Genomic DNA, 23,259 nt, shown 5'->3' on the forward strand with positions numbered 1-23,259 from the left:
GCTTAGGCTTCCGCCAACGCAGCAATGACCAGCGAGCAACTGCGCTCGCCGTAGGCCGAGAGCACCAGGCGAATCTGCGGCAGGTCACGGGCCAGCACGGCGGCGAGCAATTGCTCGAACAGCACCAGGTACTCGCTCATGGACGCCTTGCGCTGATCCAGCGCCAGGTAATAGGCGCGGTTCATCGCCGGCTGCAGGTTCTCGACGGTTTCCTGCAGGTACGGGTTGTTGGCGAACGGATAGGCGGCACGCATCACGTTGAAGCTCTCTTCGACGAAGGCGCGGATGTCCTGGCGTTCGAAGCTGGCGATCAGGCGCTGCTGGATTTGCACGAACGGCGCCATGTCGGCCTGGGTCTGCCAGCCGGCGGCGACCGCATTGCCCAGCAGGATGTACAGCTCGCCCATCAGCGTGCACAGGCTTTGCACCTTGTGGGCCGTCAGCTCGGTGACGTGGGCGCCACGGCGCGGCAGGATCGCAATCAGGTGCCGGCGCTCGAGGATCAGCAAGGCTTCGCGCACGGAACCACGACTGACATTCAGCGCCAGTGTGACCTTCTGCTCCTGGATCCGCTCCCCAGGCTTGAGATCGCCGCGAATGATACGTTCGGCGAGGTGGTGAGCGATTTGCTCGGCAAGACTATCCGGCGCCTTGAACGTCATGTTTTCCCTTCAAAATCTTCTATCGGTACAAGCGCGGCAGTGTAGCGCACTTGCCGGTTGATGGCGTACGGCCCACAGAGCGGAATTTGGCATGAAATAAGCAGCCATTAAAGTCCAGAAGCCCCCAAAAACGGCGGTTCCAGAGAACTGGACCATAATTAAGGATGTTGATATCGCATTTTCTTGACCTTTCGGTCAGAAAATCGTTGACCGAAAAGTCAGACATGACTAGATTCGGCGCAAAGCGGTTAACAACAATAATGAGTCTGCGAGGCCTTCCGTGATCCAGTTTTTACTAAACCAGGAGCTCCGTAGCGAGCACGCCCTGGACCCGAACCTGACTGTGCTCAACTATTTGCGTGAGCACCTGGGCAAATCCGGCACCAAGGAAGGCTGCGCCAGCGGCGACTGTGGCGCCTGCACCGTGGTAGTCGGCGAGTTGCATACCGACGATCAGGGCGCCGAGCAGATTCGCTATCGCAGCCTCAATTCGTGCCTGACGTTTGTCTCGTCCCTGCACGGCAAACAACTGATCAGCGTCGAAGACCTCAAGCACCAGGGCCAACTCCACAGCGTGCAACAGGCCATGGTGGAGTGCCACGGTTCGCAATGCGGCTTCTGCACCCCGGGCTTTGTGATGTCGCTGTTCGCCCTGCAAAAGAACAGTGATGCACCCGACAGCCAAAAGGCCCATGAAGCCCTGGCCGGCAACCTCTGCCGCTGCACCGGCTATCGCCCGATTCTTGCGGCCGCCGAACAGGCCTGCTGCAACAAGCCCCAGGACCAGTTCGACAGTCGCCAGGCCGACACCATCGCGCGCCTGAAAGCCATCGCCCCGACGCAAACCGGCGAGTTGAACAGCGGCGACAAACGCTGCCTGGTGCCGCTGACCGTCGCCGACCTGGCGGACCTTTACGACGCTTACCCACAAGCCCGGCTGTTGGCCGGCGGCACCGACCTGGCGCTGGAAGTCACCCAGTTCCACCGCACGCTGCCGGTGATGATCTACGTCGGCAATATCGAAGAGATGAAGCGCATCGAAAGCTTCGACGACCGCCTGGAAATCGGCGCCGCCACTCCCCTGTCCGATTGCTACAGCGCGCTCAACCACGAATACCCGGACTTCGGCGAATTGCTCCACCGTTTCGCCTCGTTGCAGATCCGCAACCAGGGCACCCTGGGCGGCAATATCGGCAACGCGTCGCCCATCGGTGATTCGCCACCACTGCTGATCGCCCTCGGTGCGCAGATCGTGCTGTGCAAGGGCAACACCCGCCGTACCCTGGCGCTGGAAGACTATTTCATCGACTACCGCGTCACTGCCCGCCAGGACAGCGAATTCATCGAGAAAATCATCGTACCCAAAGGCGTGCCGCTGTTCCGTGCCTACAAGGTTTCCAAGCGCCTGGACGATGACATCTCTGCCGTCTGCGCGGCCTTCAACCTGAAGATGACTAACGGTGTGATCGACGATGCCCGCGTGGCGTTCGGCGGCATGGCCGCCACCCCAAAACGCGCGAAGAACTGCGAAGCCGTACTGAACGGCGCCACCTGGAACTCCGCCACAGTGGAAAAAGCCTGCGCGGCCCTGGCCGAGGATTTCACCCCGCTGTCGGACTTCCGCGCCAGCAAGGAATACCGCCTGCTCAGCGCACAGAACCTGCTGCGCAAATACTTCATCGAACTGCAAACGCCGCACATCGAGACTCGGGTGACCGCTTATGTCTAACCATCACGCCGTGGAAAAATCCCAGGCCGAACTCGCCGAACTGTTTGCCAAGGACCTGACCAGCGGCGTCGGTCGCAGCGTCAAGCACGACAGCGCCGCCAAGCATGTCTCGGGCGAAGCGCAGTACATCGATGACCGCCTGGAATTTCCCAACCAGTTGCACCTCTACGCACGCATGTCGGACCGCGCCCACGCGAAGATCCTTAGCATCGACACCGCGCCCTGCTATGCATTTGAAGGCGTGCGCATCGTCATCACCCACGAAGACGTGCCGGGTCTGAAAGACATCGGCCCGTTGATGCCCGGCGACCCGTTGCTGGCCATCGACACCGTGCAGTTCGTCGGCCAGGTGGTGCTGGCCGTCGCCGCCCGCGACCTGGAAACCGCACGCAAGGCGGCGATGGCCGCTGTGATCGAATACGAAGACCTGGAGCCGGTGCTGGACGTGGTCGAGGCGTTTCGCAAAAAACATTTCGTGCTCGACAGCCACACCCACCAGCGCGGTGATTCGGCGGGCGCACTGGCGACCGCGAAGAACCGTATCCAGGGCACCCTGCACATCGGCGGCCAGGAACACTTCTACCTGGAAACCCAGATCTCCTCGGTGATGCCCACCGAAGACGGCGGCATGATCGTCTACTGCTCCACGCAAAACCCCACCGAAGTACAGAAGCTGGTGGCCGAAGTACTCGACGTATCGATGAACAAAATCGTGGTCGACATGCGCCGCATGGGCGGTGGTTTTGGCGGCAAGGAAACCCAGGCCGCCAGTCCGGCATGCCTGTGTGCGGTGGTCGCACGCCTCACCGGCCAGCCGACCAAAATGCGCCTGCCGCGTGTCGAAGACATGCTGATGACCGGCAAGCGCCACCCGTTCTATATCGAGTACGACGTAGGCTTCGACGACAGTGGCCGGCTGCACGGCATCAACCTGGACCTGGCGGGCAACTGCGGTTGCTCACCGGACCTGTCGAACTCGATTGTCGACCGCGCAATGTTCCACTCCGACAACTCGTATTACCTGGGCGACGCCACCGTCAACGGCCACCGCTGCAAGACCAACACCGCGTCCAACACCGCTTACCGTGGCTTCGGCGGCCCCCAAGGCATGGTCGCCATCGAGGAAGTGATGGACGCGATTGCCCGGCACCTGGCCCTCGACCCGCTGGCCGTGCGCAAGGCCAACTACTACGGCAAGACCGAGCGCAACGTCACCCACTACTACCAGACCGTCGAGCACAACATGCTCGAAGAGATGACCGCCGAACTCGAACAAAGCAGCCAGTATTTCGAGCGCCGCGAAGCGATCCGTCGCTATAACGCCAACAGCCCGATCCTGAAAAAAGGCCTGGCCCTGACGCCGGTAAAATTCGGCATTTCCTTCACCGCCAGTTTCCTCAACCAGGCCGGTGCGCTGATCCACATCTACACCGACGGCAGCATCCACCTGAACCACGGCGGCACCGAGATGGGCCAGGGGTTGAACATCAAGGTCGCGCAGGTAGTGGCCGAGATTTTCCAGGTGGAAATCGACCGCGTGCAGATCACCGCCACCAACACCGACAAGGTGCCCAACACCTCGCCGACGGCGGCTTCCAGCGGCGCCGACCTGAACGGCAAGGCCGCACAGAATGCCGCCGAAACCATCAAGCAGCGCCTGGTGGAGTTTGCCGCGCGCAAATATGAAGTCAGCGAGGCCGACGTTGAATTCCACAACGGGCATGTGCGGGTCCGCGATCACATCCTGACCTTTGAAGCGCTGATCCAGCAGGCGTATTTCGCCCAGGTGTCGCTCTCCAGCACGGGCTTCTACAAGACCCCGAAAATCTTCTACGACCGCAGCCAGGCACGTGGGCGGCCGTTCTACTACTTCGCGTTCGGCGCGGCCTGTTGCGAGGTGATCGTCGACACGCTGACCGGCGAGTACAAGATGCTGCGCACCGACATCCTGCATGACGTGGGCGCCTCGCTGAACCCGGCCATCGACATCGGCCAGGTCGAAGGCGGCTTCATCCAGGGCATGGGTTGGCTGACCATGGAAGAGCTGGTGTGGAATAACAAGGGCAAGCTGATGACCAACGGTCCGGCCAGCTACAAGATCCCGGCGGTGGCCGACATGCCGCTGGACCTGCGGGTAAAGCTGGTGGAAAACCGCAAGAACCCGGAAGACACGGTGTTCCATTCCAAGGCCGTGGGTGAGCCGCCGTTCATGCTTGGTATTGCCTCGTGGTGTGCGATCAAGGACGCCGTGGCGAGCCTGGGTGACTATCGCCATCAGCCGAAGATCGATGCACCGGCGACGCCGGAGCGGGTGTTGTGGGGCTGTGAGCAGATGCGCCAACTGACCGCTGCAAAAGCTGTAGAAACGGAAACCGAGCTGGCTTCGCTCTAGACCGAGGCGCTGCCATCGCGAGCAAGCCCGCTCCCACATTTTGATTTGTGAACACATTCAAATGTGGGAGCTGGCTTGCCTGCGATAGCGGTCGAACTGACAACAGAGATGCTGAGGTAAACATGAACAACTGGATCAGCGCCCTCGCCGACCTGCAGAACCAGGGTGAACCCTGCGTGCTGGTGACCATCATCGAAGAGCTCGGCTCCACGCCGCGCAACGCCGGCTCGAAGATGGTGATCAGCGCCGCCCACACCTTCGACACCATCGGTGGCGGGCACCTGGAATACAAGGCGATGCAGATCGCCCGGGACATGCTTGTTCGCGGCCAGCAAAACACCCACCTGGAGCGCTTCAGCCTCGGCGCCAGCCTGGGCCAGTGCTGCGGCGGCGTGACGGTGCTGTTGTTCGAACCCATGGGCCAGGTGCAGGCGCAGATCGCGGTGTTCGGCGCCGGCCACGTGGGCCGCGCGCTGGTGCCGTTGCTGGCCAGCCTGCCATGCCGGGTACGCTGGATTGATTCGCGGGAACAGGAATTCCCGGAACACATCCCCCAAGGCGTACGTAAAATCGTCAGCGAAGAGCCGGTGGATGAAATCGACCACTTGCCTGTGGGCAGTTACTGCATCGTCATGACCCACAACCACGCGCTGGACCTGGAACTCACCGCCGCCCTGCTCAAGCGCAATGACTTCACCTACTTCGGCCTGATCGGCTCGAAGACCAAACGCGTCAAGTTTGAACACCGCCTGCGGGATCGCGGTTTCGACACCGCGCAACTGCAACGCATGCATTGCCCGATGGGGCTGACTGAGGTTAAAGGCAAACTGCCTGTGGAAATCGCCATCTCCATCGCCGGCGAAATCATCGCCACCTATAACGCCAACTTCGGCCAGCACACTGCGAGCGCCGAACCCATTGCCAAACTGCTGCCGGTATCCCGCCGCAGCCAAGCGACTAACTGAGACGACCATGCCTTTGACACGCAAAGCCTACCGTGCCGCCATTTTGCACAGCATCGCCGACCCTGCCGAAGTGGGGATCGAAGCCTCCTATGAATATTTCGAGGACGGCCTGCTGGTGATCGACAACGGCCAGATCAGCGCCCTGGGCCATGCCAGCGACTTGCTCGCCAGCCTGCCCGCCGACATCGAAGTCACCCATTACCAGGACGCGCTGATCACCCCCGGCCTGATCGACACCCACATCCACCTGCCGCAGACCGGCATGGTCGGTGCCTATGGCGAGCAGTTGCTGGACTGGCTCAACACCTACACCTTCCCGTGTGAAAGCCAGTTCGCCGACAAGGCCCACGCCGAAGAAGTCGCGGATATTTTCATCAAGGAACTGCTGCGCAACGGCACCACCACCGCGCTGGTATTTGGCAGCGTGCACCCGCAGTCAGTGAACTCGTTTTTTGAAGCGGCCGAGAAGCTCGACCTGCGGATGATCGCCGGCAAGGTAATGATGGACCGCAACGCGCCGGACTATTTGACCGACACCGCCGAATCCGGCTACGCGGAGAGCAAGGCGCTGATCGAGCGCTGGCACGGCAAGGGCCGTTTGCACTACGCGGTGACGCCACGTTTCGCACCGACCAGTACACCTGAACAACTGACCCTCGCCGGGCAGCTGCTGGGGGAATACCCGGACCTCTACATGCAGACTCACATCAGTGAAAACCTGCAGGAAGTGGAATGGGTGAAAGAACTGTTCCCGGAGCGCAAGGGCTACCTGGACGTGTACGACCATTACAAACTGCTGGGTGAACGCTCGGTGTTCGCCCACGGTGTGCACCTGTGCGACGACGAATGCGCACGGTTGGCAGAAGCCGGTTCGGCAGTCGCGTTCTGCCCGACATCGAACTTCTTCCTGGGCAGCGGTTTGTTCAACCTGCCGATGGCCGAGAAGCACAAGCTGAATGTCGGCCTGGGTACGGACGTCGGCGGTGGCACCAGCTTCTCGCTGCTGCAAACCCTGAACGAAGCGTACAAGGTGATGCAACTGCAAGGGGCGCGCTTGAGTCCGTTCAAGTCGTTGTACCTGGCGACCCTGGGTGGTGCGCGGGCGCTGCGTCTGGAAGACAAGATCGGCACGCTGCAACCCGGCACTGATGCGGACTTCCTGGTACTGGATTACAACGCCACCCCGCTGCTCAGCTATCGCCTGAAGCAGGCCAATAACATCGCCGAGACGTTGTTTGTGTTGATGACACTGGGGGATGACCGGGCGGTGTTGCAGACGTATGCGGCGGGGCAATTGGTGCACCAACGCTGATTCAGCTAACACCACAAACCAAATGTGGGAGCTGGCTTGCCTGCGATGCAGACACCTCGGTGTATCAGTGATACCGAGGTGATGCTATCGCAGGCAAGCCAGCTCCCACATTTTTGATCGGGGTTACAACTTTACAGACGAGCGCCCCGGCTTCTTGGTCTGCAACAGATGCGAGAACACCGCATGCAGGTCATCCGACGCGCTTTCCTCATCGAGGTTGAGCTTGCTGTCGATGTGATCCATGTGATGCATCATCAGGTTCACCGCCAAATCCGCATCCCGCGCTTCGATCGCGTCGATCAACTGCGTGTGCTCATCGTAGGAACAGTGCGAGCGGTTGCCGCTTTCGTACTGGGCGATGATCAACGAGGTCTGGGACACCAGACTGCGCTGGAAACTGATCAGCGGCGCATTCTTCGCCGCCTCGGCCAGCTTCAGGTGGAACTCGCCGGAAAGCCGGATGCCCGCGCCGCGATCGCCCCGGGAGAAGCTGTCGCGCTCGTCGTTGACCATCTGCCGCAGCTCGGCCAGTTGCTCGGCCGTGGCATGCTGCACCGCCAATTCAGTGATCGCACGCTCCACCAGGCGCCGGGCGAGGAATACCTGGCGGGCCTCCTCGACGCTCGGGCTGGCCACTACCGCACCACGATTGGGCCGCAGCAGTACCACGCCTTCATGGGCCAGGCGCGACAGCGCGCGGCGAATGATGGTGCGGCTGACGCCGAAGATTTCGCCCAGCGCTTCTTCACTCAATTTGGTACCGGGCGCCAGGCGTTGTTCGAGGATCGCCTCGAAGATATGCGCGTAGACGATATCGTCCTGGGTTCCACTGCGACCGGCCTTACCGGCTCGCGGTTGTTTCTTGAGGGGCTGCAACTGTTCGTTCATGGGCACTCGGGTCGGGAGAACGGCGGCGAATTGACGTTGACTGTAATACGGCACAGAGGGTCGCTGGCAAGTATCGCGTAAAATCAGCGCACATTGTACACAACCCAGTGCGCCAACACACTGTACGGCTGTTTGCGGCGCCGGCTGTATTGCAATGAATCGTTACGTTTGAGTTTAGGCTTGATTCCGCACTTTCTCCTTTGTAGGAGCGAGCTTGCTCGCGAAAAACGTATAAGCACCGCATTCAGTCAGGATGCCAGCGTCATCGTTAACGACCTTCGCGAGCAAGCTCGCTCCTACAGACAGCCCGGTAAAAGGAACACCGCCCCATGTCCGACGTCCCCCAAGCGCGATTACGCCCACTGGCCGACACTTCGCCTTCGGCCATCGTCGCCGGTTTCATCGCCATGATGACCGGCTACACCAGCTCCCTGGTGCTGATGTTTCAAGCTGGCCAGGCCGCCGGCCTGACCACCGCGCAGATTTCCTCGTGGATCTGGGCGATCTCCATCGGCATGGCGGTGTGCAGCATTGGCCTGTCCTTGCGCTACCGCACGCCGATCACCATTGCCTGGTCCACACCGGGCGCGGCGCTGTTGATCACCAGCCTGGGCGGCGTCAGCTACGGCGAGGCCATCGGCGCCTACATCACCTGCGCGGTGCTGGTGACGATCTGCGGGCTCACCGGCAGCTTCGAAAAACTCGTCAAGCGCATCCCGGCGTCCCTGGCGGCCGCCTTGCTGGCGGGGATTCTGTTCAAGATCGGCAGCGAGATTTTCGTCGCCGCGCAGCACCGTACCGGGCTGGTACTGGGGATGTTCTTCACTTACCTGGTCATCAAGCGCCTGTCGCCGCGTTATGCCGTGCTCGCGGCACTGCTGATCGGCACGGCACTGTCCGGGCTGATGGGGCTGCTGGATTTCAGTGGCTTTCACCTGGAAGTGGCAACGCCGGTGTGGACCACGCCGCACTTCTCCCTGGCCGCGACCATCAGCATCGGCATCCCGTTGTTCGTGGTGGCCATGACCTCCCAGAACATGCCGGGTGTCGCGGTGCTGCGGGCCGACGGCTATAACGTACCGGCGTCGCCATTGATTACTACCACCGGCCTGGCCTCGCTGGTGCTGGCGCCGTTTGGCTCCCATGGCATCAACCTGGCAGCCATCAGCGCGGCGATCTGCACCGGCCCTCATGCCCATGAGGATCGCAACAAGCGCTACACCGCCGCGGTCTGGTGCGGGATTTTCTACGGGATCGCCGGGGTGTTTGGCGCGACATTGGCCGCGTTGTTCGCCGCCCTGCCCAAGGAACTGGTGCTGTCGATTGCGGCACTGGCGTTGTTTGGCTCGATCATCAATGGCCTGAGCATCGCCATGAATGAACCCAGGGAACGGGAAGCTGCGTTGATCACCTTCATGGTCACAGCGTCGGGGTTGACGTTGTTTTCCATCGGTTCGGCGTTCTGGGGAATTGTCGCGGGGGTGTTGACGCTGGTGATTCTGAACTGGCGCAAGGCCTGATTCTTTAGACCCAGTAACGAAAAAGCGACCCGGGCGGGTCGCTTTTTCATGACATCAGACTGCCGGGTTAATCGGCTTTTCTGGGTGCCAAGCGTCCAGCAGGGCGCTGACTTCAACGCGGGTCAGCTCTGGACGAGCCTTCAGCCACGCTTCAACAGCGGCACGCTGTTCTTCGTTGACCGAACCACGGGTGGCTTTGCAAACCAGACCGAAGTCATCACCGCCGACGTAGTCCAGGCCGTTGCCGTCCATCGCTTCAGTCAGGAATGCTTCGAGGAAAGCGTCAACCGCTTCATCGTCCAAACCTTCTTTGAAGTCCAGGTTCAGTTCGAAACCCAGCTCTTGAAATTCATCAACGCACAGTTTTTTGCGCAGACGCCGGGAACGGTTAGTCGCCATTGGAACAATCCTCTTAAGTAATAACGGGCGGCACTTTAGCAGTTTAAGCAGGCCTTTGCCCGATTCTCTGGGACAGGCGGCAGAGTGCCAGTAAAAAAAACCGCCAATTGCAGCTATCGTTCAGCCACAAGTGCGACAGCCTTGGGGCATAATGCCGACACTTTCATGACCATTGAGGGATTTTTCGTACATACCCCTCACCTTTTTACCCCCTCAGCAGTAGGGTTTTAATTCTTATGATCAAATCTTTGCGTCCACTGTTACTCGCCAGTTTTCTTCTGCCCCTGGCCTTTTCCGTTACCGCCGCCCCGATCAACACTTCCCTGCCGCCCAAGGTCCAGGAAGCCCTCCAGAAAGCCAAGCTGCAAAACAATGCCCTGTCCCTGGTGATGATTCCCCTCAATGGCCCGGGCACACCTACCGTGTTCAACGCCGACGTGTCGGTCAACCCGGCCTCGACCATGAAGCTGGTCACCACCTACGCGGCCCTGGAAATGCTCGGTCCCAACCATCAGTGGAAAACCGAGTTCTACACCGACGGCACCCTGAGCGGCGGGATCCTGAACGGCAACCTGTACCTCAAGGGCGGCGGCGACCCCAAGCTGAACATGGAAAAACTCTGGCTGCTGATGCGCGACCTGCGGGCCAATGGCGTGCAGCAAGTGACCGGCGACCTGGTGCTGGACCGTGGCTTCTTCATCCCGCCGCAACTGCCGGAGTTCAATGACGACGGCAACGACGAGAACAAGCCGTTCCTGGTCAAGCCCGATGCCTTGATGGTCAACCTCAAGGCGCTGCGCTTCGTCACCCGCAATGATTCGGGCAAGGTGCTGGTCTCGGTCGAGCCGCCGATTGCGAGCATCCGCATCGACAACCAGGTCAAGGTCTCCAACGCCAAGCAATGCACCGGCGATGTGCGCTACAGCCCGATGACCGCCGCCGACGGCAGCGTCACCGTGACCGTCAGCGGCCAGTTGGCGGACGGCTGCAGCTCGCAGACGTATCTGTCGTTGCTGGACCACGCCACCTACACCGCCGGCGCCGTTCGGGCGATCTGGAAGGAACTGGGCGGCAGCATCCAGGGCCGCGACATCCAGGCGCCGGTACCGAAGAACGCCAAAGTGCTGGCTCGTGCGTTCTCGCCGGACCTGGCGGAGATCATCCGCGACATCAACAAATACAGTAACAACACCATGGCCCAGCAGTTGTTCCTGAGCCTGGGTGCGCAGTACCGCACCGATGCCGACGGCGACGACGCCAAGGCCGCCCAGCGCGTGGTGCGCCAGTGGCTGGCGAAAAAAGGCATCACCGCGCCGCACCTGGTGATGGAGAACGGCTCCGGCCTGTCCCGTGCTGAACGGGTCAGCGCCCGCGAGATGGCGACCATGCTGCAAGCGGCGTGGAGAAGCCCGTACGCGGCGGAGTACATCAGTTCGCTGCCGATTGCCGGCACCGACGGCACCATGCGTAAACGCCTGAAGACCACGGCCATGCGCGGCGAAGCCCACGTCAAGACCGGCACCCTGAACACCGTGCGGGCGATTGCCGGGTTCAGCCGCGACAACAATGGCAATACCTGGGCTGTGGTGGCGATTCTCAACGATCCGAAACCGTGGGGCGCGTCCTCGGTACTGGACCAGGTGCTGCTGGACCTGTATCGCCAGCCGAAACTGGCGGCGGCGGCCCCGGTCCTCTAACAGCAGCAAATATCAAATGTGGGAGCTGGCTTGCCTGCGATGCAGACGCCTCGGTCTATCAGGAATACCGAGGTGATGCTATCGCAGGCAAGCCAGCTCCCACATTGATCTCTAATAGCTTGAATGGCCGTGCACTTCAGGCAAGCACCCGCTCTGCCTCAACTCTGTCCCTGCCCGCCTGCTTGGCGGCATAGACACCCGAATCCGCCCGCAGCAACAAGCTGTCGACGCCCTCCTCGACCCGCCAACTGGCGACCCCGAAGCTCGCCGTCACCGTGCCGACACCTTCCATCGGCTCACCGCGCAACGCCTGCCACAACTCCAGGGCAACACTGAACGCCTGGCTGCCGTCGGTATTGGCGCACAGCACCACAAACTCCTCGCCGCCCAGCCGGCAAAACACATCCGTGCGTCGTAACCGCTGGCTGATGCGCCGGCATAACTCCTTGAGCACTTCATCACCCACCGCGTGACCATGCTGGTCGTTGATGCGCTTGAAGTGATCGATGTCGAACATGATCACCGACAACGCCCCCGAGGCACGCTTGACCCGGATCATCTCGGCCTTCAGCCGGTCCTGGAAGTAGCGTCGGTTATGAATGCCGGTCAGGGAATCGGTAATCGACAGCGCCCGCAGCTCTTCCTCGACCCGCTTGAGATCGGAAATATCCGACACATAGCCATGCCATAACGTACCGCCACCGGCCAGCTCTTCCGGCGTCGCCTCACCGCGAACCCAGCGCAGCCCCCGATGGGGCAACTGCACCCGGTATTCTTCACGCCAATGGCTCAGTTGCAGGGTGGACAGGCGAATGGACTCCCGTACCCGCTCGACATCCAGCGGATGAATCCGCTCGAAGACCTTTCGCGCATCCTGCTGCAACACCCCAGGCTCGATTTCGTAGATGTCGCGGATGCCATCGCTGGCATAAATGAACCGCGAGACATTGTTCGGTTCCAGGACGAACTGGAAAATACCGCCGGGCACATGGGCGCTGAGTTTCTTCAGCAGGCGGTCCCGCGCGGCCAGTGCCTCATAGGCGCGCTTCTGCTCGGTGACATCCAGGCAGATCGCCAGGTGCCCGACCCACAGGCCATGCTCGTCCAGCAGAACAGTGGCGAGCATGTTCACCGTCAGTTGGCTGCCGTCCTTGCGTACCAGCGTCCACTCGCGGGCCTCATGCACTGCATCGGCGCTGTCCACCAGCATCGCCTGGGCTGGCGCGATGCGCTTGCCGAGGATTGCGCTCAATTGCGCGGCACGGGCTTCCAGCTCGGGGGCCAGGTGCAGGCTTTCGAGGGTCAGGTGGCCCAGTACCTCTTGTGCTTCAAAGCCCAGCATCTGCTCGGCGCCGGCGTTGAAGGTGGTGATCACACCGCGCAAGTCCGTCGCGATGATCGCCACCTGGGTGGCCGCATTGAGCACGCTGCGCAGTTGGCCGTGGGTGCCTCGCAGCTCCTGTTCCCGCTGACGCAATTGGGCGGTGCGCTGCTCCACCAGCTTCAATGCGCGCTGGCGCTGGCTGACCACCACGTAGAGCAACGCACTGAGCAGCACACTCAGCAGGCTGCCCATGACCAGGATACTGACCAGCGACGAGTGATTGCCCTGCTGGAACACCTGGCTGGGGCGCAGGCTCAAGGCGTAGACGTGGTCGCCGAGCGTCAGCCGGCGTGCTGCCACCAGGTCACTGTCTGCCACGGGGTTGCTGGATTCGTACAACACCCGTTGCTCTGCATCGGAGGTGTCGACAATCTGCATCACCAGGTTGTCCCGTGCGGCCTTGGGCAAGCCATCGGCCACCAGCTGGCGCATGCTGATCACCGCCATGACGTAGCCGTAAGGTTCACTGTTGGGCACTTGTGTCGTCGGTGCCCGGCTGACCGGTGCCACCAGCAATACACCCATGGCATAGGCCGGCTCCACACCCACCAGTTGCATGGGCTGGGACACCGCCATCTTCCCTGACTGTTGCGCACGCTCCACCGTCGAGCGCCGCAGTGGCTGGGCCAACAGGTCAAAACCCAGCGGCGAGCCGAGAATGCTCTGGGTCTGGCTGTACAGCACCGGCACATACTCATCGCGATCAGTCGCCGGGGTCAGTTCGCCCGCCGCATTCAATTCACGAATGGAGAAATTCGCACCGCGCTCCGCCGTGATTGCCTGCTCGAACGCACCGCGCTGGTCACGCAAAACCCGGGGAGCCCAGGCATAGGCGCGGGTACGCAACAGCAAGGGCTGCGCGAACCCTTCGAACTCTTTGCGCGAGACTGTATTTGAATTGACGAAGAACCGCCGCAGGCTGCCCAGGCGTTGTTCCTGGTCCTCGAAACGCTCCTGGAGACGGCTGTAGCGCTCGTTGACCAGCAGTTGAAAGCGCTGGCGCATCTGCTGCTGGTAAAGCTCTGACGCGGCCCAGGCGACGACAATCGTCAGCGCGATACCGGCCAGCAACACCACCACCGCCACCAGCCACGCCGACACCTGCTCACTGATAAAGCCTAGGATTTTCGGGCGGACGGCATGCAGCGGCATAGACAAGACTCGGAACGCCAGCGTGCGGGTGCGTCACTTTGGCCAGGTCCTAAGTTATAGCCACAGGACTTGCGTTTGACCAGCGCAAAAAAAAGCCGCAAGGCCGGCATGATCCGGGCCTGCGGCTTCAGAACGCAGTGATCAGCGCGCAGTGATTTTCCACGCCCGATGGATCTTGGCGTTACGCGCAAAATCCGGGTCGATGGTCTTGTCGCTGATCTCTTCGACGGCATACCGCTCGACGAGGTTGTCTTCCAGCTGGAACTTGCGGAAGTTGTTCGAGAAGTACAACACGCCGCCCGGTGCCAGGCGCGCCATGGCCAGGTCCAGCAACTGCACGTGGTCGCGTTGCACGTCGAAGATGCCTTCCATGCGCTTGGAGTTGGAGAAGGTCGGCGGGTCGATGAAGATCATGTCGAACTCATCGCGGCTGGCTTCCAGCCAGGCCATCACGTCGCCCTGCTCCAGGCGGTTCTTGTCGGAGAAACCGTTGAGGGAGAAGTTGCGGCGCGCCCAGTCCAGGTAGGTCTTCGACAGGTCGACGCTGGTGGTGCTGCGCGCGCCACCCTTGGCGGCGTGCACACTGGCGGTGGCGGTGTAGCAATACAGGTTGAGGAAGCGTTTGCCGGCCGCCTCTTTCTGGATGCGCATGCGCATTGGACGGTGGTCGAGGAACAGGCCGGTGTCCAGGTAATCGGTCAGGTTGACCAGCAACTTGACGCCGCCTTCGCTGACCTCGGTGAACTTGCCCTGGGCGCTCTGGCGCTCGTACTGCTTGGTGCCGCTCTGGCGTTCGCGACGCTTGACCACTACACGGTTCTTGTCGATGCCCAGCGCCTGGGGAATGGCCGCCAGGGCATCGAACATGCGTGCCGAAGCTTTTTCCGGGTCAATCGACTTCGGCGCCACGTATTCCTGGACGTGGACCCAGTCGTGGTACAGGTCGATGGCCATGGAGTATTCCGGCATGTCGGCATCGTACACACGGTAGCAATCGACGCCTTCGCGCTTGGCCCACTTGCCCAGCAGTTTCAGGTTCTTTTGCAGGCGGTTGGCAAACATCTGCCCGCCTTCGCTCAAGCGCGCCTGCTCGACCACTGGGGCCGGGGCGGGTTTGATCGGGTTCCCGTTCTTGTTGTACTGGCGCTCTTGCGGCTCGGTCGGCGCCTGGTCGTAGGCCGCTTGCTCGCGCTCGGCCTGGCGTTGTTCCGGGGTGCGACGCTCGCCGGTGACGAACTGGTCCGGGGTGACATTGATCAGCAGCAATTTGCACGGCAAGGCGCCGTTCCAGAACGAATACTGTTTGTGGCTGCGGATGCCCATGCGCTTGCCCAGGTCCGGAGCACCGGTGAACACCGCCGCTTCCCAGCCCAGGCACGCCTGGCGCAGACGCTCGCCGAGGTTCTGATAGAGGTACAACAGGCTGGCTTCATCACCCAGACGCTCGCCATACGGCGGGTTGCAGATCACCAGGCCTTTCTGGTTCTGGTCCGGACGCGGCTCGAAGGTACCGACTTCGCCCTGGTAGATCTTGATCCAGTGGCTAAGGCCTGCGCGTTCGATGTTGTTACGGGCGGGTTGGATCAGGCGAGGATCCGCCTCGTAACCACGAATCCACAGCGGTGGCTTGGCCATGCCGATGGCGGCACGTTCGCTGGCCTCTGTGTGAAGTTTTTTCCACAGCGCCGGAACGTGGCCAAGCCAGGCGGTGAAACCCCACAGCTCACGGTTCAGGTTGGGCGCCATGTCGGCGGCGATCATCGCGCCTTCCACCAGGAAGGTACCGACGCCGCACATTGGGTCCGTCAGCGCGCCGCCTTCGGCAGCGATGCGCGGCCAGCCGGAGCGAATCAGGATCGCCGCCGCCAGGTTCTCTTTCAACGGTGCCGCGCCCTGCTGCAGGCGGTAACCGCGCTGGTGCAGACTGTGGCCGGACAAATCAAGGGAAAGGATCGCTTCGCCACGGTCAAGGCGCAGGTGGATGCGCAGGTCCGGGTTGATCTTGTCGATGGATGGACGTTCGCCGGTCGGGGTGCGCAGCTTGTCGACAATCGCATCCTTGACCTTCAGCGCGCCGAAGTGGGTGTTGTCGATGCCCGAGCCATGGCCGCTGAATTCAACGGCCAGGGTGCCGTCGGCGAGCATGTGGTCTTCCCACTCGATGTCCAGCACCCCGTGGTACAGGTCTTCGGCGTCCTTCATCGGGAAGCGCTTGAGCACCAGCAACACGCGGTTGGCCAGGCGCGACCAGAGGCACAGGCGGTAGGCGGTCTCCATGTCGGCCATGCCGCGCACGGCCGAGGTGTGCTCGCGGGCTTCCTCAAGGCCAAGCCCGACGGCTTCCTCGATCAGCAGGCCTTCGAGGCCCTTGGGGCAGGTGAGGAAGAGTTCAAAACGGTCCGACATGGGGCATTCCAGGCTTTTCAGCAATAAGTGAACGGGCGACGCATCGCGCGTTCGGTTTTCAATCAAGCGCTTTTCTTGAAGAGCGCTCGTGTGGCACGAATGTGCCGTTCCACCCCGGCTACCGGCCTTTCGGGCCTTTATCGACGGGGCAGTTCAAGTATTTGAAGCAACAAGAAGAAACATTCCGACCCTTCGTCGAATAATAACCGACTGCAACAGGCGGACATTCTCACTAAAGGATTAAACCCATCCTCTTTGAAGGGCACATCATAGCTGGGTTTGCCCAATAAAAGGGGCGAAAAGCCATCCCAGCTTATGGCTATAGCATCGTTATCGTTACGTGCTTATGACAAAACGATCATTGAATCCATGTGACCTATTGGTTAGAACTCAACACAGGTTGGCGCCGTAACGACGCCGACACATAGCTCGCCACGCCGGCAGCGAGCGCACCAACGGCAGAAAAACTCTGCCCGGCCTCGGACGAGGCCGAAGGATATCAAGACAGTCAACAAGTGAGGGAAACACCCTATGAGAAGACTTAAGCGTGATCCGTTGGAAAGAGCATTTTTACGCGGATATCAATATGGCGTTCATGGCAAATCCCGTGAGCTTTGCCCATTTACTCTACCGTCGGTACGCCAAGCCTGGATCAACGGCTGGCGAGAAGGACGCGGCGACAACTGGGACGGTATGACTGGCACTGCGGGAATCCACAGACTCAACGAACTTCACGCCGTCGGCTAATCAAGGGCATTTAATTCCGACACCAGCACGAATACGCAACCACTTAACCACGCACGCCCCATCCGGGCGGCGGGCTTCGGCCCAGGGGCTCCTTCAAGGAGCCCTTTTTATTGCCTGTTGTCAGCCGCGCGGCAATGCCGCAATCGCATCCACCGCCTGGCGAATCAACGCCGGGCCCTTGTAGATAAAGCCGGAGTACAACTGCACCAGGCTCGCGCCGGCGGCGATTTTCTCGGCCGCGTGCTTGCCCTCGGTGATGCCGCCCACGGCAATGATCGGCAAGCGCCCTGCCAACTCGGCCGCCAGCACCTTGACGATGTGGGTACTCTGGTCGCGTACCGGCGCACCGGACAGGCCGCCCGCTTCGTCACCATACGCCAGGCCTTCGACACCGACGCGGCTCAGGGTGGTGTTGGTGGCGATCACCGCATCCATGCCCGAGTCCACCAGGGCCTGGGCCACCAGTACGGTCTCTTCGTCGTTCATGTCCGGGGCAATCTTGATTGCCAGGGGCACACGCTTGCCGTGGCGCACAGCCAAATCTTCCTGGCGCTGGCGCAAGGCTTCGAGCAGTTGCTTGAGGGAGTCGCCAAACTGCAGGCTGCGCAGGCCCGGGGTGTTAGGCGAGCTGACGTTGACCGTGACGTAGCTGGCGTGGGCGTAGACCTTGTCCAGGCAAATCAGATAGTCATCCACCGCACGCTCCACCGGCGTGTCGAAGTTCTTGCCGATATTGATCCCGAGGATACCGGTGTACTTAGCCGCCTGAACCCGTGACAGCAGGTTATCCACACCCAGGTTGTTGAAGCCCATGCGATTGATGATCGCCTCGGCTTCCGGCAGGCGGAAGATCCGCGGCTTCGGGTTGCCTGGCTGCGGCCGTGGGGTCACGGTGCCGATTTCGACAAAGCCAAAACCCAGCTGCGCAAAACCGTCGATGGCTGCACCGTTTTTGTCCAAACCCGCAGCCAGGCCTACCGGGTTGGGGAAATGGAGCCCCATCACCGACACCGGCATTTTCGCCGGGGCCTTGCACACCAGGCCATTGAGCCCCAGGCGGCCACCGGCACCGATCAAGTCCAGGGACAGATCGTGGGAAGTTTCCGGAGAGAGTTTGAACAACAGCTGGCGGGCCAGGGTATACATGGGCGGGCTTGACTCGGATGGCGGCGAAAGGTGGCGGCGATTATAGCCGGGGTGACGGGCTGCATGCGAGGCGTGCCGTCCAATCGTCAGTTACGGTGCGTCATCAGTTCCTCATAGCGGACCCAGATTTTTTGCGCATAGCGAAGACGCAGGGCCTCACGCTGAGGCCCGGGCCCGCCGCCCACATTGTAGGAACCGATTGCCGTCCAGTTGTAGCCGAACTGTTTGACGAAGTCGGCAAGGATCGACGCCCCCACCTCCACCGACAGGCACGGCTCATCCAGCAAGCGCTGCTCGGTAATGCCCTCCTTGAGCAGGCGCGGCAGGTGAATGCTGTTGATCTGCATCAGCCCGATATCACGGGTGCCGTTGTTGTTGGCGTAATTCATGGCCTTGGCGCGATAGCCCGACTCCACCGCGGCGATGGCCTGCAACAATTCCGGTTCCATGCCGTATCGGCTGGCAGCCTCGGCCCAACAATACGCCCGGGCTTCATTGCCGAAGCCGAGCGTGAGCATCAGCAGCAGCGCCCCCTTGCACCGCGCGCCGCTCATGCCTGCCCCCGACCGCAGGTGGAACAGACTGCGCCCACCGTCAGGCTGGTCATCCTGACCGCACAGGTCACCCGGTACCCCTTGCCGTATACCGTCTTGATCAGGCCCTTGCCGCCCTTCAAATATTTGCGCAGCGAACAGATGCAACGGGTCAGGGACTCTTCCGTGGCCTCGTTATGGGGCCATGCCTGTTCCAGCAAGTGGTCCTTGGTCACCAGCACTCCGGCCGAGGACAGCAACAGGCGCAACACCTGCCACTCCTTGGGCGGCAGTTGAATATCCGAGTCTTCACTGGTCAATCTACCGTCGCCGTGCAACGTCCAGCGCTCAAAGACCATGGGGGTAGCCAGTACCCCGTCGTTCACCACGGCCATTCGTACCTCCGCACCCAACTCACCCTCATTTCCAACACTGGTTTCCTGAAGGTCGCGACTATAAAAAGCCCACTCGCTGTATAGGAGAGGAAAAAACCCAATAGGCACTGATTTTTTCAGACTGGGCACGTAGGATCTTTCGGCGATGCCCGCCCAGGGGCGCCACCAACGTTCTTATCCTTCGGTCACCCGGGTAAATGCCCGCTTCACCTGCTCATGCTGGGAGCGCGTCAACGGCGGCGCCTGCCCCGGCTCGGCAGCGGTATGCAGCACACTTGCGACCGCCGTCGCCTGAATCACAAACAATCGCACACTGTTGGCCATGGGCCCGTTGTAGCGTCCGAGCAAGGCTGTGCCGGTATCGCGCTGAAAATTCCCCACCAGCAATCGCCTGCCCGGAGCCACACGCACCACCGTGTTGATCCCCATCCGCGCCACCCCCGCCGAGGGTTTGTCGCGACTGGCAGCCTTGCCCATCTGGCGGCCATCCTCGACGGTGAGCAGCATCTCGATTTCATTCGCCTCGGCGAAGCGCGGCAGAACACTGACCTGCGTACCAAAGACCACCGGTTGCCATTCGTCGTGGTCTTCACCCGGCCGGGGCAGATAGAACGTCTGGTTGTCGTTGAAAACCGCGGGCACATTCTCCTGGGTGAGAATCACCGGCAACGTCGTGACCCTCGCTCGCCTGCGCAACTCCAAGGCGGTGATCCGCTGCATGAATGCTTCGTCCTCGATGGGTGCCATGACCCGGGTAGCTGAAGGCTTGTCCGCCCCCTTGTGCATGGTCGCGCCGATCTTCTTGAGCTCATCGCGGTCCACATCCACCAGCCACATCGAAACCTCCACCGCGCGCTTCGGTACGTCCAGTTCTGCCACCAGACCTTCGATAAAGCTCACCTGCGCGGGCTTGCCCTTGATCAGCAGGCTGTTGGTGTCCGGGTACGCCAGCACCGAGATATTCTTGTCGGCCAGTAATCCGGGTTGCCGCGGGGACGCACTCTCCTGCTCGACGGCCAGCAGTTTTTCGATCATGGATGCCATGCCCGGCACCGTGACGGTTCTGTCGCCCATGTTGTACTCGCGGTCTGCAACGTGGGTGTTGAGCACCTGCACCACCCCGATCCGCTGCGGCCCCAGGCGCAGTTCCGCACGCTGGCGGTCCATCAGTTGGGCCAGGCGCAGCACATGGTCGACATAGTTCGGCGGCCCGGACACGTAGAACACCCGCGCCCCACTCGCACGCAGCGGGTAGCGCGCCTCTTCGAGCCCCGAACGGCGCATGAACCCGCGCAGGAGGTCGACCGAGATATGCCGCAGGGTCACCACGGAGCTTTTCGCCTCGTCGGCGTCATAGAGGTAAAGCACCTGGCCATCGGTGTACCAGATCAGGCCTTGCTGCTGGGCGACCGACTCCAGCAGCGGTTGGGGCGAGTCGAAATCGAACGCCCCGCTGATGCGCTTGCGAGCTGCCGCCTGACTGACAACGATCGGCTGCCCCAGCGGCAGGGACAACGCGGTAAAAAAAGTGTGCAGGCTTTCATCACGGGCCTGGTAGGAGCCCCCGAACGCGCCGGGGCTGCCCAGCAGCACCAGGCAGAAAAGCAGCGTCGAGAAACGGTGAAGGTGGCTGAACATGCCTGCATGGCCCGGGCTGAAAGAGCGGCCATACTGCGAGGCAGGCCAATTTCAATCCTGATGGAAAGCTGACGCCCAGCCCATCCTGTGCGCATCGTGGCATGTGCCTTGCTTTGCCTTGTCTATCGCAGCTCGCGCCAACGGCGGAACGGGCTCAAGGACACAGACGTCGTTACCCCGGGCTCTTCCTCTGAGTACCCGACGGAACGGCGTTTTTTTATGAAAGGTACGTATTGATGAGTGATCCCCTGGCTTGGGTCAACGGCAGCGATGCCCCGGAAAAGAGCAGCCTCAACCTGGGTTTCATGGCCCTGAGCGATTGCGCCTCGGTGGTGGTCGCCGCCACCCAGGGCTTCGCCCAGCCCTATGGCCTGACCTTGAATCTCAGGCGCCAGTCATCATGGGCCAGCCTGCGGGACAACCTGGTCAGCGGCGAACTGGACGCCGCCCACAGCTTGTACGGCCTGATCTACGCCGTGCACCTGGGCATCGGCGGCGTGGCACCCACCGATATGGCGGTGCTGATGGGCCTGAACCAGAACGGCCAGAGCATCAACCTGTCCCGTGGCTTGCAACAGCTGGGGGTGACCAGTCCTGAGGCACTGGACCGCCACGTGCACCAAAGCCGAACAAAACTCACCTTCGCCCAGACCTTTCCCACAGGTACCCACGCCATGTGGTTGTATTACTGGCTGGCCAGCCAGGGCATTCATCCCCTGCAGGATGTGGACAGTGTGGTGGTGCCGCCGCCGCAGATGGTTGCGCACCTGCAAGCCGGGCGCATCGACGGCTTTTGTGTGGGCGAGCCCTGGTGCGCCAGTGCGGTGAAGCAGAACCAGGGCTTTACCCTGGCCACCACCCAGGCACTGTGGCCGGACCATCCGGAAAAAGTCCTCGGCTGCACCCAGGCATTTGTCGAGCAATACCCCAATACCGCCCGGGTACTGGTGATGGCGATCCTGCAGGCCAGCCGTTTTATCGAACAGAGCACGGAAAACCGCCTCTCCACTGCACAGTTGCTGAGCGCCCCGCAGTACCTCGACGCCCCGCTCGATTGCATCGAACCGCGCCTGCTCGGCGACTACGATGACGGCCTCGGCAACCACTGGCAGGATCCCCACGCGCTGCGTTTTTATGGCGACGGCGAGGTGAACCTGCCCTACCTGTCTGATGGCATGTGGTTCATGACCCAGTTCCGCCGCTGGGGCCTGCTGCGGGAGGACCCGGACTACCTCGGCGTTGCCCGGCGTGTGCAACAACTGGACATCTATCGCCAGGCGGCCAGCGCCGTGGGCGTGCCTGCCGGTGGCGAGGCCATGCGCAGCAGCCAGTTGATCGACGGAAAAATCTGGGACGGTTCGGACCCGGCCGGGTATGCCCGCAGCTTTCGCCTGCATGCCATGGCAGATGTTGCCAGCCGCCAGGCCTTGCGCTGACAGGAGGAACCCATGCTACGAATCCTGTTGATCAATGACACACCGCGCAAGGTCGGTCGGCTCAAGGCTGCGTTGACCGAGGCCGGGTTTGAGGTGATCGATGAGTCGGGGTTGACGATCGACTTGCCGGCGCGGGTCGAAGCAGTGCGCCCGGACGTGATTTTGATCGATACCGAGTCGCCGGGACGCGATGTGATGGAGCAGGTGGTGCTGGTGAGTCGCGACCAGCCACGGCCGATTGTGATGTTTACCGATGAGCATGATCCGGGGGTGATGCGTCAGGCGATCAAGTCCGGGGTGAGTGCCTACATTGTCGAGGGGATTCAGGCGCAGCGGTTGCAGCCGATTCTGGATGTGGCGATGGCGCGGTTCGAGAGTGACCAGGCGCTGCGCGCGCAGTTGCAGGCGCGGGATCAGCAGTTGGCCGAACGCAAGCGGATCGAAACGGCCAAGGGGTTGTTGATGAAAATGAAGGGGTGTAATGAGGAAGAGGCCTACACGCTGATGCGGCGTCAGGCGATGAGTCGGCAGCAGAAGCTGATTCAGGTGGCGGAGCAGATTATTGCGATGAGTGAGTTGTTGGGGTGAGAGGGGGGCGGGGTGTATATCCGTTATTTAGGTAACGGCCGCTATTGGTTCCGCCCTTACGGCGGCTCACTTTTGAACAGCCGGGCTACAGGCCGGCTTGAGTGTTGTGAAGCAAAATCAAAATCTAAAGCGGGCACGGTTCAAATGTGGGAGCTGGCTTGCCTGCGATAGCATCAACTGGAAGTACCTGATGTACCGAGTTGTCTGCATCGCAGGCAAGCCAGCTCCCACAGAAAAGCAGAGCCACACCGCCCGTAGCAGCTGTCGAGC

At 61.5% G+C, this 23,259-nt stretch carries 18 protein-coding genes; 9 read left to right on the forward strand and 9 right to left on the reverse strand.

Features of this window, described 5'->3' with window-relative positions; all coding sequences use genetic code 11:
- Nucleotides 1-2: 2 nt before the first annotated feature.
- On the reverse strand, nt 3-662 hold the full coding sequence (locus HX818_RS04080; RefSeq protein WP_003219085.1) for a GntR family transcriptional regulator: 660 nt from the start codon (nt 660-662) through the stop codon (nt 3-5).
- Between the two features lie 280 nt (nt 663-942).
- Here HX818_RS04080 and xdhA point away from each other — a divergent pair, with 280 nt between their 5' ends.
- From xdhA to guaD, 4 genes are all read left to right on the forward strand, one after another.
- Nucleotides 943-2,391, forward strand: a complete 1,449-nt coding sequence (xdhA, locus tag HX818_RS04085; RefSeq protein WP_008437558.1) for a xanthine dehydrogenase small subunit — start codon at nt 943-945, stop codon at nt 2,389-2,391.
- Nucleotides 2,384-4,783, forward strand: coding sequence for a xanthine dehydrogenase molybdopterin binding subunit (gene xdhB, locus HX818_RS04090; protein ID WP_003219089.1), 2,400 nt, complete (start codon nt 2,384-2,386; stop codon nt 4,781-4,783). The genes xdhA and xdhB overlap by 8 nt, the downstream gene beginning before the upstream one ends.
- A 122-nt stretch (nt 4,784-4,905) precedes the next feature.
- The gene (xdhC, locus tag HX818_RS04095; protein ID WP_102368368.1) at nt 4,906-5,748 is read left to right on the forward strand and encodes a xanthine dehydrogenase accessory protein XdhC; all 843 of its coding nucleotides are present in this window, start codon (nt 4,906-4,908) and stop codon (nt 5,746-5,748) included.
- A gap of 7 nt (nt 5,749-5,755) precedes the next feature.
- On the forward strand, nt 5,756-7,060 hold the full coding sequence (guaD, locus tag HX818_RS04100; protein ID WP_003219093.1) for a guanine deaminase: 1,305 nt from the start codon (nt 5,756-5,758) through the stop codon (nt 7,058-7,060).
- A gap of 123 nt (nt 7,061-7,183) precedes the next feature.
- Here guaD and HX818_RS04105 read toward each other — a convergent pair whose 3' ends face one another.
- A complete protein-coding gene (locus tag HX818_RS04105) occupies nt 7,184-7,948 on the reverse strand; it encodes a GntR family transcriptional regulator (protein WP_003219095.1) in 765 nt (254 codons plus the stop codon).
- Between the two features lie 329 nt (nt 7,949-8,277).
- On the opposite strand from HX818_RS04105, the gene HX818_RS04110 reads away from it, so the two are divergent.
- Nucleotides 8,278-9,468, forward strand: a complete 1,191-nt coding sequence (locus tag HX818_RS04110) for a benzoate/H(+) symporter BenE family transporter (RefSeq protein ID WP_008437554.1) — start codon at nt 8,278-8,280, stop codon at nt 9,466-9,468.
- A gap of 54 nt (nt 9,469-9,522) precedes the next feature.
- On the opposite strand, the gene HX818_RS04115 is transcribed toward HX818_RS04110, so the two are convergent.
- Nucleotides 9,523-9,867 (reverse strand): YggL family protein, encoded by a 345-nt coding sequence (locus tag HX818_RS04115; RefSeq protein WP_003219101.1) that lies wholly within the window; start codon nt 9,865-9,867, stop codon nt 9,523-9,525.
- A gap of 236 nt (nt 9,868-10,103) precedes the next feature.
- On the opposite strand from HX818_RS04115, the gene dacB reads away from it, so the two are divergent.
- Nucleotides 10,104-11,564: a D-alanyl-D-alanine carboxypeptidase/D-alanyl-D-alanine-endopeptidase gene (gene dacB / locus HX818_RS04120; protein WP_003219103.1), complete on the forward strand. Its 1,461-nt coding sequence runs from the start codon at nt 10,104-10,106 to the stop codon at nt 11,562-11,564.
- A 136-nt stretch (nt 11,565-11,700) separates the two neighbouring features.
- Here dacB and HX818_RS04125 read toward each other — a convergent pair whose 3' ends face one another.
- Both HX818_RS04125 and rlmKL read right to left on the reverse strand, forming a co-directional pair.
- Nucleotides 11,701-14,100: a diguanylate cyclase gene (locus tag HX818_RS04125; RefSeq protein WP_008437551.1), complete on the reverse strand. Its 2,400-nt coding sequence runs from the start codon at nt 14,098-14,100 to the stop codon at nt 11,701-11,703.
- A gap of 141 nt (nt 14,101-14,241) precedes the next feature.
- Complete coding sequence (gene rlmKL, locus HX818_RS04130) at nt 14,242-16,506, reverse strand: bifunctional 23S rRNA (guanine(2069)-N(7))-methyltransferase RlmK/23S rRNA (guanine(2445)-N(2))-methyltransferase RlmL (protein WP_177019538.1); 2,265 nt, start codon at nt 16,504-16,506, stop codon at nt 14,242-14,244.
- A gap of 531 nt (nt 16,507-17,037) precedes the next feature.
- On the opposite strand from rlmKL, the gene rmf reads away from it, so the two are divergent.
- Complete coding sequence (gene rmf / locus HX818_RS04135) at nt 17,038-17,253, forward strand: ribosome modulation factor (protein WP_002553055.1); 216 nt, start codon at nt 17,038-17,040, stop codon at nt 17,251-17,253.
- 120 nt (nt 17,254-17,373) lie between these two features.
- On the opposite strand, the gene HX818_RS04140 is transcribed toward rmf, so the two are convergent.
- The 4 genes from HX818_RS04140 to sctC form a co-directional block, all read right to left on the reverse strand.
- The gene (locus HX818_RS04140; RefSeq protein WP_177019539.1) at nt 17,374-18,399 is read right to left on the reverse strand and encodes a quinone-dependent dihydroorotate dehydrogenase; all 1,026 of its coding nucleotides are present in this window, start codon (nt 18,397-18,399) and stop codon (nt 17,374-17,376) included.
- 86 nt (nt 18,400-18,485) lie between these two features.
- Nucleotides 18,486-18,953, reverse strand: coding sequence for a transglycosylase SLT domain-containing protein (locus HX818_RS04145; protein WP_177019540.1), 468 nt, complete (start codon nt 18,951-18,953; stop codon nt 18,486-18,488).
- Nucleotides 18,950-19,327: a winged helix-turn-helix domain-containing protein gene (locus HX818_RS04150; RefSeq protein WP_023659087.1), complete on the reverse strand. Its 378-nt coding sequence runs from the start codon at nt 19,325-19,327 to the stop codon at nt 18,950-18,952. The genes HX818_RS04145 and HX818_RS04150 overlap by 4 nt, the downstream gene beginning before the upstream one ends.
- A gap of 174 nt (nt 19,328-19,501) precedes the next feature.
- A complete protein-coding gene (sctC, locus tag HX818_RS04155) occupies nt 19,502-20,965 on the reverse strand; it encodes a type III secretion system outer membrane ring subunit SctC (protein ID WP_177019541.1) in 1,464 nt (487 codons plus the stop codon).
- A 236-nt stretch (nt 20,966-21,201) separates the two neighbouring features.
- Between sctC and HX818_RS04160 the strand changes: the two genes are divergently transcribed.
- Both HX818_RS04160 and HX818_RS04165 read left to right on the forward strand, forming a co-directional pair.
- Nucleotides 21,202-22,401, forward strand: a complete 1,200-nt coding sequence (locus HX818_RS04160) for a CmpA/NrtA family ABC transporter substrate-binding protein (RefSeq protein WP_177019542.1) — start codon at nt 21,202-21,204, stop codon at nt 22,399-22,401.
- 12 nt (nt 22,402-22,413) lie between these two features.
- On the forward strand, nt 22,414-22,989 hold the full coding sequence (locus HX818_RS04165; protein ID WP_003219125.1) for an ANTAR domain-containing response regulator: 576 nt from the start codon (nt 22,414-22,416) through the stop codon (nt 22,987-22,989).
- Nucleotides 22,990-23,259 lie beyond the last annotated feature (270 nt).

Origin of the sequence: Pseudomonas sp. F9001 (assembly GCF_013385435.1) — a bacterium.
Taxonomy (GTDB): Bacteria; Pseudomonadota; Gammaproteobacteria; order Pseudomonadales; family Pseudomonadaceae; genus Aquipseudomonas.

Excerpts from the sequence above, each read along its gene's own strand:
- HX818_RS04105 (WP_003219095.1), bottom strand. The coding sequence starts at position 7,948 with ATGAACGAACAGTTGCAGCCCCTCAAGAAACAACCGCGAGCCGGTAAG.
- sctC (WP_177019541.1), bottom strand. The coding sequence starts at position 20,965 with ATGTTCAGCCACCTTCACCGTTTCTCGACGCTGCTTTTCTGCCTGGTG.
- xdhB (WP_003219089.1), top strand. The coding sequence starts at position 2,384 with ATGTCTAACCATCACGCCGTGGAAAAATCCCAGGCCGAACTCGCCGAA.
- HX818_RS04110 (WP_008437554.1), top strand. The coding sequence starts at position 8,278 with ATGTCCGACGTCCCCCAAGCGCGATTACGCCCACTGGCCGACACTTCG.
- HX818_RS04080 (WP_003219085.1), bottom strand. The coding sequence starts at position 662 with ATGACGTTCAAGGCGCCGGATAGTCTTGCCGAGCAAATCGCTCACCAC.
- HX818_RS04145 (WP_177019540.1), bottom strand. The coding sequence starts at position 18,953 with ATGAGCGGCGCGCGGTGCAAGGGGGCGCTGCTGCTGATGCTCACGCTC.
- HX818_RS04165 (WP_003219125.1), top strand. The coding sequence starts at position 22,414 with ATGCTACGAATCCTGTTGATCAATGACACACCGCGCAAGGTCGGTCGG.
- guaD (WP_003219093.1), top strand. The coding sequence starts at position 5,756 with ATGCCTTTGACACGCAAAGCCTACCGTGCCGCCATTTTGCACAGCATC.
- HX818_RS04125 (WP_008437551.1), bottom strand. The coding sequence starts at position 14,100 with ATGCCGCTGCATGCCGTCCGCCCGAAAATCCTAGGCTTTATCAGTGAG.
- rmf (WP_002553055.1), top strand. The coding sequence starts at position 17,038 with ATGAGAAGACTTAAGCGTGATCCGTTGGAAAGAGCATTTTTACGCGGA.
- dacB (WP_003219103.1), top strand. The coding sequence starts at position 10,104 with ATGATCAAATCTTTGCGTCCACTGTTACTCGCCAGTTTTCTTCTGCCC.
- HX818_RS04150 (WP_023659087.1), bottom strand. The coding sequence starts at position 19,327 with ATGGCCGTGGTGAACGACGGGGTACTGGCTACCCCCATGGTCTTTGAG.
- HX818_RS04140 (WP_177019539.1), bottom strand. The coding sequence starts at position 18,399 with ATGTATACCCTGGCCCGCCAGCTGTTGTTCAAACTCTCTCCGGAAACT.
- xdhC (WP_102368368.1), top strand. The coding sequence starts at position 4,906 with ATGAACAACTGGATCAGCGCCCTCGCCGACCTGCAGAACCAGGGTGAA.
- HX818_RS04115 (WP_003219101.1), bottom strand. The coding sequence starts at position 9,867 with ATGGCGACTAACCGTTCCCGGCGTCTGCGCAAAAAACTGTGCGTTGAT.
- HX818_RS04160 (WP_177019542.1), top strand. The coding sequence starts at position 21,202 with ATGAGTGATCCCCTGGCTTGGGTCAACGGCAGCGATGCCCCGGAAAAG.
- rlmKL (WP_177019538.1), bottom strand. The coding sequence starts at position 16,506 with ATGTCGGACCGTTTTGAACTCTTCCTCACCTGCCCCAAGGGCCTCGAA.